The sequence below is a fragment of the Pseudomonas sp. B21-012 genome (genome assembly GCF_024749305.1).
In the GTDB taxonomy this organism is placed as follows: domain Bacteria; phylum Pseudomonadota; class Gammaproteobacteria; order Pseudomonadales; family Pseudomonadaceae; genus Aquipseudomonas.
The window spans coordinates 1,658,319-1,673,072 of sequence record NZ_CP087197.1; the positions used below are offsets into that span (position 1 = coordinate 1,658,319).

The following is a 14,754-nucleotide window of genomic DNA, read 5'->3' on the forward strand; positions in this document are numbered from 1 at the left end:
CATGGCGACTGCCGTGTTGCCCGCCATGGTTTTCAATCGCCAACGGCGCATGCGCTCATCGGGGCTGCTGTGCGGCCTGGGCGTGCTTGCGCTGGTCGCCGCCTGCAGCTTGCTGATCGGTTCGCGCAGCATCGCTCTTGGCGAAATCGCCGATGCCTTCTGGGCGTATGACCCACAGAACAATCAGCATCTGGTGATTCGCGAACTGCGTGTTCCGCGCACTCTGGTGGCGATTCTCGCAGGCCTGGCCCTGGGCGTGGCCGGGGCGCTGATGCAGGCGCTGACGCGTAACCCGCTGGCCGAACCCGGGCTGCTGGGCATCAACGCCGGTGCGGCGCTGGCAGTGATCATCGCTGTCACCCTGTTCAAGCTGGTGAGCATTGTCGAGTATGTCGGCTTTGCCTTTGCCGGCGCCGGGCTGGCCGGGGTTGCCGTGTTCGTTCTGGGCCAGGCCCACGAAACCGGGACCAATCCGGTGCGCCTGGTGCTGGCTGGGGCAGGCTTGTCGGTGATGCTGGTGTCGATCACTGGCATCATCCTGCTCAATGCTCCCCTTGAGGTATTTGACAGTTTTCGCAAATGGTCGGCAGGCTCGGTCGAAGGCAGCGGCTTGCAGACCCTTGGCGTGCTGGCGGTGGTCGTTGCAGTCGGGCTGGCGCTGGCCATCGCCATGGTCGGCAACCTCAATGCCATGGCCCTGGGCGCGGATCTTGGCCAGGCGCTGGGCGTCAATCTTCGCGCCACCTGGCTGCTCGCGTGCCTGGCAGTGATGTTGCTGGCCGGGGCAGCAACAGCGGCGGCCGGGCCGGTTGGTTTCGTCGGCCTGCTCGCGCCGCACCTGGCCCGGCGGCTGGTGGGGCCTGATTACCGCTGGATCCTGCCGTATGCCGGGTTGTTGGCGGCGATCCTGCTGCTGGGCGCCGATGTGATCGGTAGGGTCGTGGCGGCGCCAGCGGAAGTCGCGGCCGGGATCATTGCCCTGTTGATCGGCGGGCCGTTCTTCATCGTCATCGTGCGCAGGTTCCGGATGAGTCGGTCATGACGGGTGCGGTGCTGCGCCTGGGCAATTACTCGTTGCGTTGGCGGCCTCGGGTTGCGGTGGTGTGTGCGCTGTTGGCGCTACTGGCAGCAGGGCTGGCGATCATGTTGCTGGGCGTAGGTTCGTTGTCGCTGACACCAGGTCAGGTGTTTGACAGCCTGTTCGCAGGTGGTGGCAACTCGACCGCCGAGCGGATCGTTCAACGGGTTCGCTTGCCGCGGGTACTGACGGCGCTGCTGGTCGGCGGCGCGCTGGGCATGGCCGGTTCAATTTTCCAGTCGATCTCGCGCAACGCCCTCGGCTCACCGGATATCATCGGCTTTACCACCGGCGCTGCCAGCGGTGCCATCGTGCAGATCATCCTGTTTGATGCCGGTCCCCTGGGTACCTCGCTGGCGGCGGTGCTGGCGGGGGTGGGCACCGCCTTGCTGGTGTTCGTGCTGTCGATGCGCGGGCGCAGCACTGGTGGCTATCGCCTGGTGCTGGTGGGGATTGGCGTGGGGGCGATGCTCTCGGGGCTCAACACCGTACTGCTGGTGATGGGCGACCTTGACCGGGCGATGTCGGCGCAAATCTGGCTGGCCGGCTCGCTCAACACCCGGACCTGGTCTCACGTGCTGCCAGCAGCACTGGGTTTCATCGCCATCGTGCCCGTGGTGATTGGCCATGCGCGACACATCGACCTGTTGGAAATGGGCGATGACAGCGCCAGTCAGCTCGGCATTGCCCCGCAGCGTACGCGGCTGATCATGGTATTGGCGGCTGTGGGCTTGACCGCGATTGCCACGGCGGCAGCGGGCCCCATCGCCTTTGTCGCCCTGGCTGCCCCGCAACTGGCCAGGCGTCTGACCGCTGCACCAGAAGTGCCGCTGTTGTCTGGCGCGTTGATGGGCGCGGTGTTGTTGCTGGTGGCCGACCTGATCAGTCAGCGCCTGGCCTTCAATCTCAACCTGCCCATTGGCCTGACCACGGGTTTGCTCGGTGGTTTCTATCTGCTGTGGTTGTTGTCGCGCAGCAGGCGGGTTTGACCCAGGCAATAAAAAAGGCCAATGCACGGGCATTGGCCTTGAGTGATTGAGCCACGCAATCAGGAAGCGTCAGCTGCCATCTCGGCGTCATGGGCAATCAACGACACCAGCGCGTTTTGCTGGCGATGGGAAAGCTGGCGGAAACGTTGCAGCAGTTCGCGTTCGTGCAGGGACAGTTCCGGGCTGTCCAGACGCATGCTCAGTTCTTCACCCAGCGCACCTTCCTGAATAAGGCTCTGCTCCAGGCGAGCGATGATTTCCGAGTTCATGCTGCGGTGGTGGTTGCGCGCTACCTCGGCAATGCGCTCACGCATTCCGTCGGGGAGGCGGACGACGAATTTGTCAGCGGTGCGGCTTGAGTAAATAGCCTGTTTCATTGGGCGCATATAATTGACCGGTTTAGTTCAGGGGGAAGCGGTTCTCGAAATTGGCCGCACGATGTCACTACGACCATCCCGGCGTCAAAATGTTCAACCTGAATTGTGAATGAGGCGTGAATCATGCCTCATTATCGCCGGTTCCTTGGCGTCAATTCTGTGACAAATATTGAACCGGATAAAGGCGTTTTGCCAGTACCAATTATCAGAAATGAGTACTGGTTTGAAAAGTTTTCATTTTCTCTTTTTCCGCGCCTGCAGACCTTCGTCGACAACGCCATGCATCAGGCAGAAAAGGCCATGGAAAGCGTCTAGAATGCGCGTGCTTTCCTACCATTGAGCATAGTGGCTATGCAGCATGACGCAAGCGCGACGCGGCGTACAGCGAACCCGGGTCGCCTGGTGTACCTGATGGGACCCTCGGGGGCCGGAAAAGATTCCCTTATCGATGCAGCGCGCGCTGAATTGCAGCGCCTGAACGTGCACATCGCCCGGCGGGTGATCACCCGCTCGGCCGAGGCCAAGGGTGAAGACGCCGTCGGTGTTTCCCTCGAAGAGTTCCAGCGCCTGAGCGCCGAGGGCGCCTTTGCCCTGCAGTGGCAGGCCAATGGCCTGGCCTATGGCATACCGGTGCAAATCGATGCCTGGCTGGCTGCAGGGCACGCGGTTTTGGTCAATGGCTCGCGCGCGCATTTGCAGCAGGCGCGTGAACGCTATCCCGACCTGTTGCCGGTGCTGCTGCGGGTCGACCATCACGTACTGCGCCAGCGCCTGCTGGATCGCGGCCGGGAAACTGCGCAAGACATCGAACAGCGCCTGGCGCGGGCGCAGCAGGTGAGGGTAGAAGAAGGCGAGGTGCAAGTGCTGGACAACTCCAGCTCGCTGGACGAGGCGGTGCAGCGCTTGCTTGGGCTGTTGCGCGAACAGGGTGTGCCTGGCCTGGGTTGAAGCCTAGAACGCCAGCCGTTCGCTGCTTGCAAGCGGTGCGCTTTGCACTTGCGCAGCCTGTGCGCCGAACACGGCCAGTTGCGCTTTCATCGCTGGTGCCGCATGGGCTTGTGCCGCAGTGGCGATGCTGTCGGGTTGCACGACCAGGCCAACCAGGGCGGCCAGGGCCAGGGCATTGAGCAGAAGCAGGGTGCTGTTCATGGACATACTCCGCAAAGGCGGGGCGGGGCCCCGAGCCACGTGTCATGAACTAGACAATGCACACTGCATGCCAGCCTCTTTATCGTGATTTACCCTTTAAAATCAGAGGCTTAGGCTGGTTTTTTGTGCGCTTTTGCGTGCAATCTGCAATGATGGCTGACTGCCTCATTGCAGATTGCACGATCCGTTGAAAAACCCACAGGCAAAAAGCCCCACGGATGACATGACAAATGCCGGCCTGCTGGTTAACATGCACGCCGTCCTTGCCGCGCGACGCCCGTTGCCGGCTCTGTGTCTCAGTAGCTCAATTGGATAGAGCATCCCCCTCCTAAGGGGAAGGTTGGCAGTTCGAACCTGCCCTGGGACACCATCTCACTTTCGCCTCTCTGGCCATTCTTCTGACTGCTGCGTTTCTTTGTGGCAACCGCGCAGCTGCATGAAGAGTCAATAAAGCCCTGAAAATGAAAAGACTAATCATCGCTGCGCTCGGGATTCTATCGTTGATTCAGGCATCCACGTCCTTGGCGGATAATGCCAATGGCAAACAGCTCTTTTTGCAACGATGCGCCATGTGCCATGGGGCAGACATCAAGGGGACCGGACCCTTGGCGAATAAAAGCAACCCGCCTACCCCTGATCTGACCACCTCGGCCTTCAAGAAACGCTTGAAAGACTACCCGGGCGTTATCGTCTCATCGGTAATACTTCGCCCCAACGGCGACTTGATCCCCAGAACGCTGCGCGAGAATGGTGTGAAGGTGGCGCCGTACGCTTGGCGAGTTCAGGATTTTCGCGATTTGAATCAATACATGAGTGCGGTGATTGGCAACACTCGATGATGCCTGGTGTCAGGCCGCAGCAACAGCTGCGGCCTGGGATCTACCAATCCTGGCGCAACGGCAACGGTCCTTCATGGGATGCAAATGACGGCAGCACTTCTTCTGCCAGCTCCTGAATCACCTCCGCCGCCGGGCGCTGGCAAAACTGAATGCCCAGTGCCGCATGATTGACCCCCGCATCCTGCCATTCCCCGAGCAGATCAATCAGCCCCTTGCGCCCGGTCCTCAGCACGTAGCCGCCCTGCATCGCCGTGCGCGGAAAATCGGGGTTGGCGTCCAGATCGATCCACTCGTTGGTCACGTGCGGGCGAAAGCCGCCGCCGGGAATGCAGTCGCGCCAGGCGCGGATTTTCTCGGCCAGGCGCCGGGGGCCGAGGATGTTTTCAGTCGCATCAGGAAAGGTCAGCCAGCCATCGGCCTGTTCGCCCAGCCACTGCATGGATTGGCGCGAGCTGCCGGTGACCAGCAGCGGGATGGCGCTGGCAACGGGCTTGGGCAGCAGCTGCGCGCCGCTCATTTGGCCGAGGGTTGATTCAATCGGGTGGTCGCCCTTGTGCAGCAGTTGGCGGAAATAGTTCACCGCCTCGGCAAAGCGTTCGCCGCGCTCGGCATGATCCAGACCGTAGGCGGGAAACTCCACCGGCCGATCCCCGGAAGCGATGCCCATCACCAGGCGCCCGCCTGACAGCTGGTCGATGGTGCAGGCGGCCTTGGCCAGGTCGATCGGGTGGCGCAAGGCGAAGATCGCGCTGCCCGTGGCCAGGGCGATGCGCCGGGTGTGCGCGGCCAGGTAGCTCAAGTAGGCAAAGGGGTCGAACAGTTGGCCGGCATCGCCGAAGTGCCGATCGTACAGCGGCACATCGCGCACCCAGACGCCGGCGAAGCCCAGGCGGTCGATGTCGCTGACCAGCGCGGCCTGGCCAGTGAGCACGGCCATGTCGCCGCGATAGAAGCGCAGCGGCAGGAAGATCCCCAGGGTCAGGCGGTCGGCGGCGAACATGCGTCGATAGCCAGGGTGGTGGGCGAAGGCGTGGGCGCTGGCGCCGTTCAGGGTTGGGTTCATCGATTAATTCCTTTTAGTCCTTCAGGGGCCGGTTGCGGGGGCGGGCAGGCGGATGCCGCGCTGCACGGCAGGGCGTTGACTGACGCGTTCATGCCAGGCGCTCAGGTGTCGGTAGTGGCTGAAATCAAAGTCGATGATCCGGGCGATATGGGTCCAGCCGAAGGTGGCAATGTCGGCGATCGAGTAACTGCTGCCCGCCAGCCAGGGCCGGCCGGTCAGGCGCTGGTCGAGGGTGCTGAACAGCTCTTCGCTCAGGCGCCGGTAGCGGGCGATGGCTTCGGGGCAGGGCTGTTCGGCGAACCGTTCGAAATGCACGCGCTGGCCCAAAATCGGCCCCATGCTCGCCGCGTGAAACTGCAACCAGGTGATGGCCGCCCAGCGTTCACGGGGGGAATCGGGCAGCAGGCGTGCGCTCTTGTCGGCCAGGTACAAAAGGATCGACGCTGACTCAAACAGAGTGATATCGCGCTCGGGATCAACCAGCACCGGAATGCGGCCATGAGGGTTGAGTGCGAGAAACTCAGGCAGGCGATGCTCGCCATGGTCGATCTGTACATGCTTGAGGATGTAGGGCAGCCCCAGCTCTTCGAGGGCGATGGTGATCTTGAAGCCATTAGGTGAGCTATCGCTATACAGAATTAGCGGCATGGGCTTTCTCTTCAGCAGTGATCAGAGACGGGCTATGCTAGGCGCGCCTGGGCTGCTTGAAAAACGATCAATCCTGCGCTTTGGCGATAGTTTTTCTAAACCATGGAGTGGGTGGAAATGGGCGCAGTTCTACCGTTGTTGGCATTGCGGGCCTTCACTGAAGCGGCCCGGCTGGGCAGCCTCAAGGCCGCCGCTGCGCACATGGGGGTTACGCCTGGGGCGGTCAGCCAGCAGGTGCGCCTGCTCGAGGAGCGCATGGGCGTGGTGCTGTTCGTGCGCGGTCGCCATGGCGTGCACCTTAGCGAAGCCGGTGCGCGGGTGTACCCGGGGCTGCTCAGGGGATTCGATCAGATCGAGGCGTCGCTGGCGTTGCTGGAGCAACTGGCGCCAGGCAAGGCTCTGACCATCAGCACCGTACCGTCGTTTGCCGCCTCCTGGCTGGTGCCGCGTTTAGGGCGCTTCAACGCCTTGCACCCGCAGATCGAAGTGCGCGTCGAGGCCTCGGCCAAGCTGGTGGATTTTCACCGCGAGCGCATTGACGTCGCCCTGCGCCATGGCCTGGGGCAGTATCCGGGGCTGGAGTCCGTGCGCCTGGTGGCGCCGGTTTTGCTGCCGGTGGCCAGCCCGCAGTTGCTGGCCCAAGGGCCGGCCGTGAAACGGCCCGCCGATTGCCTGAAGTACCCGTTGTTGCACGATGCCGATCGCGCCGACTGGATGCTCTGGCTGCAGGCCCATGGCGTTGCCGAGGACCCGCGGGCAGCACGCGGTGCGAGTTTCGAGGATGACCTGCTGTTACTGCGTGCCGCGGCTGCAGGCCAGGGCATCGCCCTGGTGCAGGACACCCACGCGGCTGAAGACCTGGCCAGCGGCAAGCTGCAGCTGGCCCTCGACAAACCCTGGCCAGCGCGTTTTGCCTACTACCTGGTGTGCCGTCAGGACGCCTTGCAGCGCCCCGAGGTTCAGGCCTTCGCCGATTGGGTCAGGGCCGAGGCTGACGCCAGGTCCTGATCCTTTGCGTCATTGCTGCCGCCCTGGGTGGCGGTCAGGTTGGCCACCAGCTTGGCTGACATCGCCGGGCCTTGCAGTTCGGAGTTCAGGCTGGCCAGCGACTCAAGCTCGGTCTGCTTTTTCATCTGCTCGGCAATCTTGCGCTCGATCTTGTCCTTTTCCGCCGGCGGCAGGGCTTCGAACTCTTCCTGGCTGATGCCCAGCTCATTGAGCAGCTTGAGCTTGATCTTCTCTGCCGGGCTCAGGGCCATGTACTCGCGAAATTGCTGGGCAGCGCTCTTGCCGGTTTCGCTGGCGCTGATTGTGGCTTGCTCGCGCATGTCCACGTCGGGGTTCTGCAGTTGCACCTTGAGCTTGGCGAAGGCTTCCTCGCGGGCGTCTTCGGCACTTTGCTGGGAGGTGTTGGCCTGGCTTTGCTGCTGGCGGTTGGCACTGCTGGTTGGCACCGGCGGGCGGAACTGGGCCTGTTCGGCGGCGGCTTCAGCCACGCCACGGGTCGGGTTGATGACCGGCGTGTGGACGCCGAGGGCATTGATGCTACTCACCTGATCACTCTCCTTGATGGATGCAAGTTGACCTTCGATCGGTGGCAAGTCTTGTGCCAGCTCTGCTGACAGGCTTACGCGCTAGTATATTCAGGGGGTAGCGCTGTACGGCGGCTGGTGAATCGGCGCATGCTTTGCCCCGAAGAGGTAAACCCTTGCCGTCAGCGGCAAGTCATTTCAAACCGGCAGCACCAACATCCGGCTGGGGCGTAGTTGCCTGGACAAGGGAGATCGTCCGTGACTCAAACGTCAGATGCACCACCATTGAAGGCCCCGCTGGGCGACTTCAGGGAAGAGCAGTTGCACACCCTGCTGGACCTGATCAGCGACGGTATCTGGGACTGGAACGCCAATACCGGCTACGTCTACCGCAACCCCGGCTGGTACCGGATGCTCGGCTACCCCAGCCACTCGCTGGACAACACCGTGCTGACCTGGGAAGGCGTGATCCACCCCGAGGACTACCCGCGGGTGATGCGCCATTTCGAGGACTACATCGGTGACCGCTCCGACCAGTACCGCATCGAGTACCGTTGCCGTTGCCAGGACGGCAACTTCCTGTGGATCGAGGACAGCGGTCACATCATTGAGCGCAACCCGGATGGTTCGGTGGCGCGGATGCTCGGCGCTCATCGCAATATCGACGATGGCAAGCGCCTGGTCGAGCAACTGCAGCTGGAAAACCTGTCGCTGGAAGCGCAGATCGCCGAGCGCACCCGCGAGCTGTCGTGGGTCAACCAGCAACTGCAGCGCCAGCTCGACGAGAACCGCGACCTGGCCGAACGCGATGCGCTGACCCTGGTGGCCAACCGTTACCGCCTGGAAAAGGTCCTGCAGCAAGAGTGCGAGCGGGCACGGCGGTTTCGCCAGCCGCTGGCGCTGATTGTCATGGATATCGACGACTTCAAGCCGATCAACGATCAGTATGGCCATGCCCAGGGTGACCAGGCGCTGATCGCATCGGTCGAGCGGATCAAGGTTTGCCTGCGTGCCGGTGACTTGCTGGCACGCTGGGGCGGTGATGAGTTCGTGGCAGTGCTGCCGGGCACCCAGCGCGAAGAGGCATTGCAACTGGCGCGGCAGATTCGCCAGGCGCTGGAGCAGGCGCCGCCGGTGGGCGAGCGATTGCTGACCATGAGTTATGGCGTGGTCGAATGGCTGGAGGGTGAAGGGCAAGCGCAATTGCTGGGCCGCGCGGACCAGGCGCTGTACCGGGCCAAGGCGGCCGGCAAGGATGAGATCGGTGAATGAAAAAGGACCCGCTGCACGGGGCAGCGGGTCAAATCGGCCTCAGCCGCTTCAGTGTCTACAGATGCAGGGCGTGACCCAGGGCGCGTAGCGCCGCTTCCTGCACCGCCTCACCCAGGGTCGGGTGAGCGTGGATGGTACCGGCCACATCTTCCAGGCAAGCGCCCATTTCCAGTGACTGGGCAAAGGCTGTGGACAGTTCCGAGACGCCCACGCCAACCGCTTGCCAGCCAAGGATCAGGTGGTTGTCACGACGGGCGACCACGCGCACGAAGCCGCTTTTCGATTCCAGGGTCATGGCCCGGCCGTTGGCGGCGAACGGGAACTGCGTGACGATGCAGTCCAGACCCTCCTGCTCGACCTGTTCCGGGGTCTTGCCGACGACCACCAGTTCCGGGTCGGTGAAGCACACCGCGGCAATCGCGGCCGGCTCGAAGCGCCGCGATTTGCCGGCAATGAGTTCGGCAACCATCTCACCCTGGGCCATGGCCCGGTGGGCGAGCATCGGTTCACCGCTGATATCGCCGATGGCCCAGACGTTGAGCATGCTGGTCTGGCATTGCTCGTCGATGGCCACCGCTGAGCCGTTCATCTTCAGCGCCAGGCTTTCCAGATTGAAGCCCTGGGTACGTGGCTTGCGGCCGACCGCGACCAGCACCTGGTCGGTGCTCAGTTGCAGCAGTTCGCCTTCGGGCGTGCGCACCTGCAAGGCCTGGTGGCCGGCATCGAAGCCTTCGACGCTGTGCTTGAGGTAGAGCTTGATCCCCAGCTTCTTGATCGACTCGGCCACCGGCGCGGTCAGTTCGCTGTCGTAGGTCGGCAGGATGCGCTCGCGGGCTTCGACCACGCTGACCTCGACGCCGAGCTTGCGGTAGGCGATGCCCAGCTCCAGGCCGATGTAACCACCGCCGACCACGGTCAGGTGCTTGGGCAGGGTTTTCGGTGCCAGGGCTTCGGTGGAGGAGATGATCGGGCCGCCCAATGGCAGCATCGGCAGTTCAACGCTGCTGGAACCGGTGGCCAGCAACAGGTGTTCGCACTGGATGCGCTGGCCGTCGACCTCGACGTGCTTGCCGTCGAGAATTTTTGCCCAGCCATGGATCACCTTGACCCCGTGCTTTTTCAGCAGGGCGGCGACGCCGCTGGTCAGGCGATCGACGATGGCGTCTTTCCAGGCCACGCTCTGGGTGATGTCCAGGCTCGGTGGCGAGACCTTGATGCCCAGGTTCGACTGCTGGCTGTGCTGCTGGGTCTGGTGGAACTGCTCGGCGACGTGAATCAGCGCCTTGGACGGAATGCAGCCGATGTTCAGGCAGGTGCCACCCAGGGCCTGGCCTTCGACCAGCACCGTGGGAATGCCCAGCTGGCCGGCGCGAATGGCGGCGACGTAGCCGCCGGGGCCGCCGCCGATGATCAGCAGGGTAGTGTTGAGCGTCTGTTGCATGGTCACTCCACAAACAGGCTGGCAGGTTGTTCGAGCAGGCCGCGGATGGCCTGGATGAAGAGTGCCGCGTCCATGCCGTCGACCACCCGGTGATCGAACGAGCTGGAGAGGTTCATCATCTTGCGAATGACGATCTGGCCATTGATGACCATCGGCCGTTCAACCATGCGGTTGACCCCGACAATCGCCACTTCCGGGGTGTTGACCACCGGTGTCGAGACGATGCCGCCAAGGGCGCCGAGGCTGGTCAGGGTGATGGTCGAGCCTGACAGTTCTTCACGGCTGGCCTTGTTGCCGCGGGCAGCATTGGCCAGGCGCACGATCTCGCCGGCGTTGCTCCACAGGCTGCCGGCTTCGGCGTGGCGCAGCACCGGCACCATCAGGCCGTTGTCGCCCTGGGTGGCGATGCCGACATGCACTGCGCCGTGGCGGGTGATGACCTGGCCTTCATCGTCGTAGGTGGCGTTGATCTGCGGGAACTCGCGCAGGGCAACGACCATGGCGCGCACCAGGAATGGCAGCAGGGTCAGCTTGCCACGGCTGTCACCCCACTTCTTGTTCAAGTGCAGGCGCAGTTCTTCAAGGGCGGTGACGTCGATTTCCTCGACGTAGCTGAAGTGGGCGACGCGGCGCTTGGCATCCTGCATGCGTTGGGCGATCTTGCGGCGCAGGCCGATCACCGGGATCTGCTCGCTGTCGCTGCGTTTGGCGTAGCCGCCCGGGGTGCTCTGGGTGCGGGTGGTCGGCTGCGCCAGGAAGGCGTCGAGGTCGTCGTGCAGGATGCGCCCGGCGGGGCCGCTGCCGTGTACGTAGCGCAACTCGATACCAGCGTCCAGCGCGCGCTTGCGCACGGCAGGCGAGGCCAGTGGGCGGTCGTGGGCTTGGCGCGGGACGATGGCGGCGGGCTGGTGGGCCGAGGCTGCGGGGGCAGCCGGTTTGGGGGCAGCTTCCACGGCCTTGGCAGGAACCGCTGGAGCTGCTTCGCGGGGCAAGCCCGCTCCCACCGGTGCTGCTGCAGCGGCAGCAGGTTGGCTGGTGCCTTCCTGGTGGTTGCCGGCGCCTTCGACTTCGATGCGGATCAGCTCGCTGCCGACCGCCATGACTTCACCGGGCTGACCGCCCAGGGCCAGGACCTTGCCGCTGACCGGCGAAGGGATTTCGACGGTGGCCTTGTCGGTCATGACATCGGCCACGACCTGATCTTCTGTGACGGTGTCGCCAACCTTGACGAACCATTCCACCAGTTCAACTTGTGCGATGCCTTCACCGATATCCGGCATCTTGATGACGTGCGTGCCCATTCAGACCTCCATGACCCGTTTCAATGCCGCGCCCACTCGTGAAGGGCCGGGGAAATACGCCCACTCCTGCGCGTGCGGGTAGGGGGTATCCCAGCCGGTGACGCGTTCGATCGGGGCTTCGAGGTGATGGAAGCAGTGTTCCTGGACCAGCGCGATCAGCTCGGCACCAAAACCGCAGGTGCGCGTGGCTTCATGCACCACCACACAGCGGCCGGTCTTTTTCACCGACTCGACGATGGTTTCCAGGTCCAGCGGCCACAGGCTGCGCAGGTCGATGACTTCGGCGTCGACGCCGGTTTCTTCGGCGGCCACCTGCGAAACATAGACGGTGGTGCCGTAGGTCAGCACGGTGACGTCCTTGCCCGGGCGGGTGATTGCCGCCTTGTCCAGCGGTACGGTGTAGTAGCCATCCGGCACGGCGCTGGCCGGGTGTTTCGACCACGGCGTTACCGGGCGGTCGTGGTGGCCGTCGAACGGGCCGTTGTACAGGCGCTTGGGCTCGAGGAAAATCACCGGGTCGTCGTTTTCGATCGAGGCGATCAGCAGGCCCTTGGCATCATAGGGGTTGGACGGCATCACGGTGCGCAGGCCGCAGACCTGGGTGAACATCGCCTCGGGGCTCTGGCTGTGCGTCTGGCCGCCGTAGATACCACCACCGCAAGGCATGCGCAGGGTCAGCGGGGCGACGAACTCGCCGGCCGAGCGATAGCGCAGGCGGGCCATTTCCGAAACGATCTGGTCGGAGGCCGGGTAGAAGTAGTCGGCGAACTGGATTTCCACCACCGGGCGCAGGCCGTAGGCACCCATGCCCACGGCGGTGCCGACGATGCCGCTTTCGGAGATCGGTGCATCGAACACCCGCGACTTGCCGTACTTGGTCTGCAGGCCTTCGGTGCAACGGAACACGCCACCGAAGTAGCCGACGTCCTGGCCATAGACGACTACGTCTTCATCGCGCTCTAGCATGATGTCCATGGCCGAGCGCAGGGCCTGGATCATGGTCATGGTGGTGGTCGCCATGGCGGTTTCCAACTGGATTGAAGTGTTGTGATCGTTCATGTCAGATCCCCAGTTCCTGGCGCTGCCGGCGCAGGTGCTCCGGCATCTCCTTGTAGACATCCTCGAACATCGAGGCCGGGCTCGGCATCTGGCCACCGGCCAGGGTGCCGTACTGTTCGGCTTCTTTCTGCGCCTTGATGATCTCGGCTTCGAGCTCGGCGCTGACCGCCTGGTGCTCTTCCTCGGACCAGTGACCGATGGCGATCAGGTGCTGTTTGAGGCGGGCGATCGGGTCGCCCAGGGGGAAGTGACTCCAGTCGTCGGCCGGGCGGTACTTGGACGGATCGTCCGAGGTCGAGTGCGGGCCGGCGCGGTAGGTGACCCATTCGATCAGCGTCGGGCCCAGGCCGCGGCGGGCGCGTTCGGCGGCCCAGCGTGAAGCGGCGTAGACAGCGATGAAGTCGTTGCCGTCGACACGCAAGGAGGCAATGCCACAACCTACGCCACGACCGGCGAAGGTGGTCGACTCACCGCCGGCAATGGCCTGGAAGGTCGAGATCGCCCACTGGTTGTTGACCACGTTGAGGATCACCGGCGCGCGGTAGACGTGGGCGAAGGTCAGGGCGGTGTGGAAATCCGATTCGGCGGTGGCGCCGTCACCGATCCAGGCCGAGGCGATCTTGGTATCGCCCTTGATGGCCGAAGCCATGGCCCAGCCGACCGCCTGGACGAACTGGGTCGCCAGGTTGCCGCTGATGGTGAAGAAGCCGGCTTCGCGCACCGAGTACATGATCGGCAGCTGACGACCCTTGAGCGGATCGCGCTCGTTGGACAGCAGCTGGCAGATCATCTCTACCAGCGACACGTCGCGGGCCATGAGGATGCTTTGCTGGCGGTAGGTGGGAAAGCACATGTCGCTGCGGTTCAGGGCCATGGCCTGGCCGCTGCCGATGGCTTCTTCACCCAGGCTCTGCATGTAGAACGACATCTTCTTCTGCCGCTGGGCAACCACCATGCGGCTGTCGAACAGCCGGGTCTTGAGCATGGTGCGCATGCCCTGGCGCAGGACTTCGGGGCTGACGTCCTCGGCCCAGGGGCCCAGGGCATTGCCCTTGTCATCCAGCACCCGGATCAGGCTAGAGGAGATGTCCGCGGTATCGGCGGCTTCTACATCGACGGGAGGTTTACGAACCTGACCGGCATCGGTCAGACGCAGGTAGGAGAAATCAGTCTGGCAGCCTGGCCGGCCTGTAGGCTCGGGCACATGCAAACGCAGGGGGGCGTACTCGTTCATGCTTTTTTACGCTCGCTCTGTCTTGTGTTTTTGTTGAGCTTTGAAGCGGTCGCTGCTGACACCCGGCTTGTGACCAGGGAGTCAGTCTTGTCCTACATGATATTCCGGCGCCTGAAGAATATTTTTCTCAACTTCGTTGCCTTTGCCTCGGCTAGCGGATAAACATTCCTTATAAAGACAAAAAACAGGTGATTTTCTCTCATGCGAAAACTGGATCGTACGGATATCGGCATTCTCAACAGCCTCCAGGAAAATGCCCGTATCACCAACGCCGAGCTGGCGCGCTCGGTGAATCTCTCGCCAACCCCCTGCTTCAACCGGGTCAAGGCCATGGAGGAACTTGGGGTGATTCGCCAGCAGGTGACCCTGCTGGCGCCGGAGGTGCTGGGCCTGGATGTTAACGTGTTCATCCATGTCAGCCTGGAGAAACAGGTCGAGCAATCGCTGCATCGCTTCGAAGAAGAAATCGCCGAGCGCCCGGAGGTCATGGAGTGCTACCTGATGACCGGTGACCCGGATTACCTGCTGCGCGTGCTGCTGCCCAGCATCCAGGCCCTGGAGCGTTTTCTCGACTACCTGACCCGCCTGCCGGGGGTGGCCAACATCCGTTCGAGTTTTGCCTTGAAGCAGGTGCGCTACAAGACCGCGCTGCCGCTGCCAGCCAATGGCCTGACCCTGCCAGGTTAGTCCGTGTAGATAATTACGATCATATCGTCCGTTTGGCGCTTGAAATTTCGAACGGCCGGTGCCTATGTTGTAGCCGTCGCCGTTC

General features: G+C 63.2%; 17 protein-coding genes and 1 tRNA gene. 9 read left to right on the top strand and 9 right to left on the bottom strand.

The annotated features are described in order from the left end of the window. The first annotated feature begins 1 nt into the window (after position 1). The gene (locus LOY37_RS07635; protein WP_258716584.1) at positions 2-1,042 is read left to right on the top strand and encodes an iron ABC transporter permease; all 1,041 of its coding nucleotides are present in this window, start codon (positions 2-4) and stop codon (positions 1,040-1,042) included. Next, complete coding sequence (locus LOY37_RS07640) at positions 1,039-2,067, top strand: iron chelate uptake ABC transporter family permease subunit (protein WP_258716585.1); 1,029 nt, start codon at positions 1,039-1,041, stop codon at positions 2,065-2,067. The genes LOY37_RS07635 and LOY37_RS07640 overlap by 4 nt, the downstream gene beginning before the upstream one ends. A gap of 59 nt (positions 2,068-2,126) precedes the next feature. Here the strand turns inward: LOY37_RS07640 and LOY37_RS07645 are convergent, their stop codons facing one another. Next, positions 2,127-2,453 (bottom strand): Arc family DNA-binding protein, encoded by a 327-nt coding sequence (locus LOY37_RS07645; RefSeq protein ID WP_010226671.1) that lies wholly within the window; start codon positions 2,451-2,453, stop codon positions 2,127-2,129. Positions 2,454-2,567: 114 nt separating this feature from the next. Between LOY37_RS07645 and LOY37_RS07650 the strand changes: the two genes are divergently transcribed. Both LOY37_RS07650 and phnN read left to right on the top strand, forming a co-directional pair. Then, positions 2,568-2,759: a hypothetical protein gene (locus tag LOY37_RS07650; RefSeq protein WP_082075482.1), complete on the top strand. Its 192-nt coding sequence runs from the start codon at positions 2,568-2,570 to the stop codon at positions 2,757-2,759. 36 nt (positions 2,760-2,795) lie between these two features. After that, complete coding sequence (gene phnN, locus LOY37_RS07655) at positions 2,796-3,392, top strand: phosphonate metabolism protein/1,5-bisphosphokinase (PRPP-forming) PhnN (protein WP_258716586.1); 597 nt, start codon at positions 2,796-2,798, stop codon at positions 3,390-3,392. A 3-nt stretch (positions 3,393-3,395) separates the two neighbouring features. Here phnN and LOY37_RS07660 read toward each other — a convergent pair whose 3' ends face one another. Beyond that, entirely contained in the window at positions 3,396-3,593 is a 198-nt protein-coding gene (locus LOY37_RS07660; protein WP_258610083.1) for a hypothetical protein, read from the bottom strand. A gap of 293 nt (positions 3,594-3,886) precedes the next feature. On the opposite strand from LOY37_RS07660, the gene LOY37_RS07665 reads away from it, so the two are divergent. Then, a tRNA-Arg gene (locus LOY37_RS07665) sits at positions 3,887-3,963 on the top strand. Positions 3,964-4,054: 91 nt separating this feature from the next. Then, positions 4,055-4,432 carry a cytochrome c gene (locus LOY37_RS07670; RefSeq protein ID WP_258597015.1) on the top strand — a complete coding sequence of 126 codons (378 nt, stop codon included), beginning with the start codon at positions 4,055-4,057 and terminating at the stop codon, positions 4,430-4,432. Between the two features lie 40 nt (positions 4,433-4,472). Here the strand turns inward: LOY37_RS07670 and LOY37_RS07675 are convergent, their stop codons facing one another. Further along, a complete protein-coding gene (locus tag LOY37_RS07675) occupies positions 4,473-5,495 on the bottom strand; it encodes an LLM class oxidoreductase (protein ID WP_258716587.1) in 1,023 nt (340 codons plus the stop codon). Between the two features lie 21 nt (positions 5,496-5,516). Further along, positions 5,517-6,143, bottom strand: coding sequence for a glutathione S-transferase family protein (locus LOY37_RS07680; protein ID WP_258716588.1), 627 nt, complete (start codon positions 6,141-6,143; stop codon positions 5,517-5,519). A gap of 117 nt (positions 6,144-6,260) precedes the next feature. Here LOY37_RS07680 and LOY37_RS07685 point away from each other — a divergent pair, with 117 nt between their 5' ends. Beyond that, complete coding sequence (locus LOY37_RS07685; protein WP_258716589.1) at positions 6,261-7,151, top strand: LysR substrate-binding domain-containing protein; 891 nt, start codon at positions 6,261-6,263, stop codon at positions 7,149-7,151. Here the strand turns inward: LOY37_RS07685 and LOY37_RS07690 are convergent. Beyond that, on the bottom strand, positions 7,103-7,696 hold the full coding sequence (locus LOY37_RS07690) for a hypothetical protein (protein WP_258716590.1): 594 nt from the start codon (positions 7,694-7,696) through the stop codon (positions 7,103-7,105). The two genes, LOY37_RS07685 and LOY37_RS07690, sit on opposite strands and share 49 nt — an antisense overlap. 237 nt (positions 7,697-7,933) lie before the next feature. Here LOY37_RS07690 and LOY37_RS07695 point away from each other — a divergent pair, with 237 nt between their 5' ends. Next, positions 7,934-8,947 carry a diguanylate cyclase domain-containing protein gene (locus LOY37_RS07695; RefSeq protein ID WP_408980694.1) on the top strand — a complete coding sequence of 338 codons (1,014 nt, stop codon included), beginning with the start codon at positions 7,934-7,936 and terminating at the stop codon, positions 8,945-8,947. 55 nt (positions 8,948-9,002) lie between these two features. On the opposite strand, the gene lpdA is transcribed toward LOY37_RS07695, so the two are convergent. The 4 genes from lpdA to LOY37_RS07715 are packed head-to-tail and all read right to left on the bottom strand — an operon-like array spanning position 9,003 to position 13,982. Further along, entirely contained in the window at positions 9,003-10,388 is a 1,386-nt protein-coding gene (lpdA, locus tag LOY37_RS07700) for a dihydrolipoyl dehydrogenase (protein WP_258716591.1), read from the bottom strand. Between the two features lie 2 nt (positions 10,389-10,390). Continuing rightward, entirely contained in the window at positions 10,391-11,689 is a 1,299-nt protein-coding gene (locus tag LOY37_RS07705; protein ID WP_258716592.1) for a dihydrolipoamide acetyltransferase family protein, read from the bottom strand. Further along, on the bottom strand, positions 11,690-12,748 hold the full coding sequence (locus LOY37_RS07710) for an alpha-ketoacid dehydrogenase subunit beta (protein WP_258610088.1): 1,059 nt from the start codon (positions 12,746-12,748) through the stop codon (positions 11,690-11,692). Between the two features lies 1 nt (position 12,749). After that, the gene (locus tag LOY37_RS07715) at positions 12,750-13,982 is read right to left on the bottom strand and encodes a 3-methyl-2-oxobutanoate dehydrogenase (2-methylpropanoyl-transferring) subunit alpha (protein WP_045200210.1); all 1,233 of its coding nucleotides are present in this window, start codon (positions 13,980-13,982) and stop codon (positions 12,750-12,752) included. 201 nt (positions 13,983-14,183) lie between these two features. Here LOY37_RS07715 and bkdR point away from each other — a divergent pair, with 201 nt between their 5' ends. Further along, positions 14,184-14,669, top strand: coding sequence for a Bkd operon transcriptional regulator BkdR (gene bkdR / locus LOY37_RS07720; protein WP_045189126.1), 486 nt, complete (start codon positions 14,184-14,186; stop codon positions 14,667-14,669). The last annotated feature ends 85 nt before the right edge of the window (positions 14,670-14,754 follow it).

Bases quoted from the DNA above. Each gene is read 5' to 3' on its own strand.
- LOY37_RS07635 (WP_258716584.1), top strand. From the start codon at position 2: ATGGCGACTGCCGTGTTGCCCGCCATGGTTTTCAATCGCCAACGGCGC.
- LOY37_RS07640 (WP_258716585.1), top strand. From the start codon at position 1,039: ATGACGGGTGCGGTGCTGCGCCTGGGCAATTACTCGTTGCGTTGGCGG.
- LOY37_RS07645 (WP_010226671.1), bottom strand. From the start codon at position 2,453: ATGCGCCCAATGAAACAGGCTATTTACTCAAGCCGCACCGCTGACAAA.
- LOY37_RS07650 (WP_082075482.1), top strand. From the start codon at position 2,568: ATGCCTCATTATCGCCGGTTCCTTGGCGTCAATTCTGTGACAAATATT.
- phnN (WP_258716586.1), top strand. From the start codon at position 2,796: ATGCAGCATGACGCAAGCGCGACGCGGCGTACAGCGAACCCGGGTCGC.
- LOY37_RS07660 (WP_258610083.1), bottom strand. From the start codon at position 3,593: ATGAACAGCACCCTGCTTCTGCTCAATGCCCTGGCCCTGGCCGCCCTG.
- LOY37_RS07670 (WP_258597015.1), top strand. From the start codon at position 4,055: ATGAAAAGACTAATCATCGCTGCGCTCGGGATTCTATCGTTGATTCAG.
- LOY37_RS07675 (WP_258716587.1), bottom strand. From the start codon at position 5,495: ATGAACCCAACCCTGAACGGCGCCAGCGCCCACGCCTTCGCCCACCAC.
- LOY37_RS07680 (WP_258716588.1), bottom strand. From the start codon at position 6,143: ATGCCGCTAATTCTGTATAGCGATAGCTCACCTAATGGCTTCAAGATC.
- LOY37_RS07685 (WP_258716589.1), top strand. From the start codon at position 6,261: ATGGGCGCAGTTCTACCGTTGTTGGCATTGCGGGCCTTCACTGAAGCG.
- lpdA (WP_258716591.1), bottom strand. From the start codon at position 10,388: ATGCAACAGACGCTCAACACTACCCTGCTGATCATCGGCGGCGGCCCC.
- LOY37_RS07705 (WP_258716592.1), bottom strand. From the start codon at position 11,689: ATGGGCACGCACGTCATCAAGATGCCGGATATCGGTGAAGGCATCGCA.
- LOY37_RS07710 (WP_258610088.1), bottom strand. From the start codon at position 12,748: ATGAACGATCACAACACTTCAATCCAGTTGGAAACCGCCATGGCGACC.
- LOY37_RS07715 (WP_045200210.1), bottom strand. From the start codon at position 13,982: ATGAACGAGTACGCCCCCCTGCGTTTGCATGTGCCCGAGCCTACAGGC.
- bkdR (WP_045189126.1), top strand. From the start codon at position 14,184: ATGCGAAAACTGGATCGTACGGATATCGGCATTCTCAACAGCCTCCAG.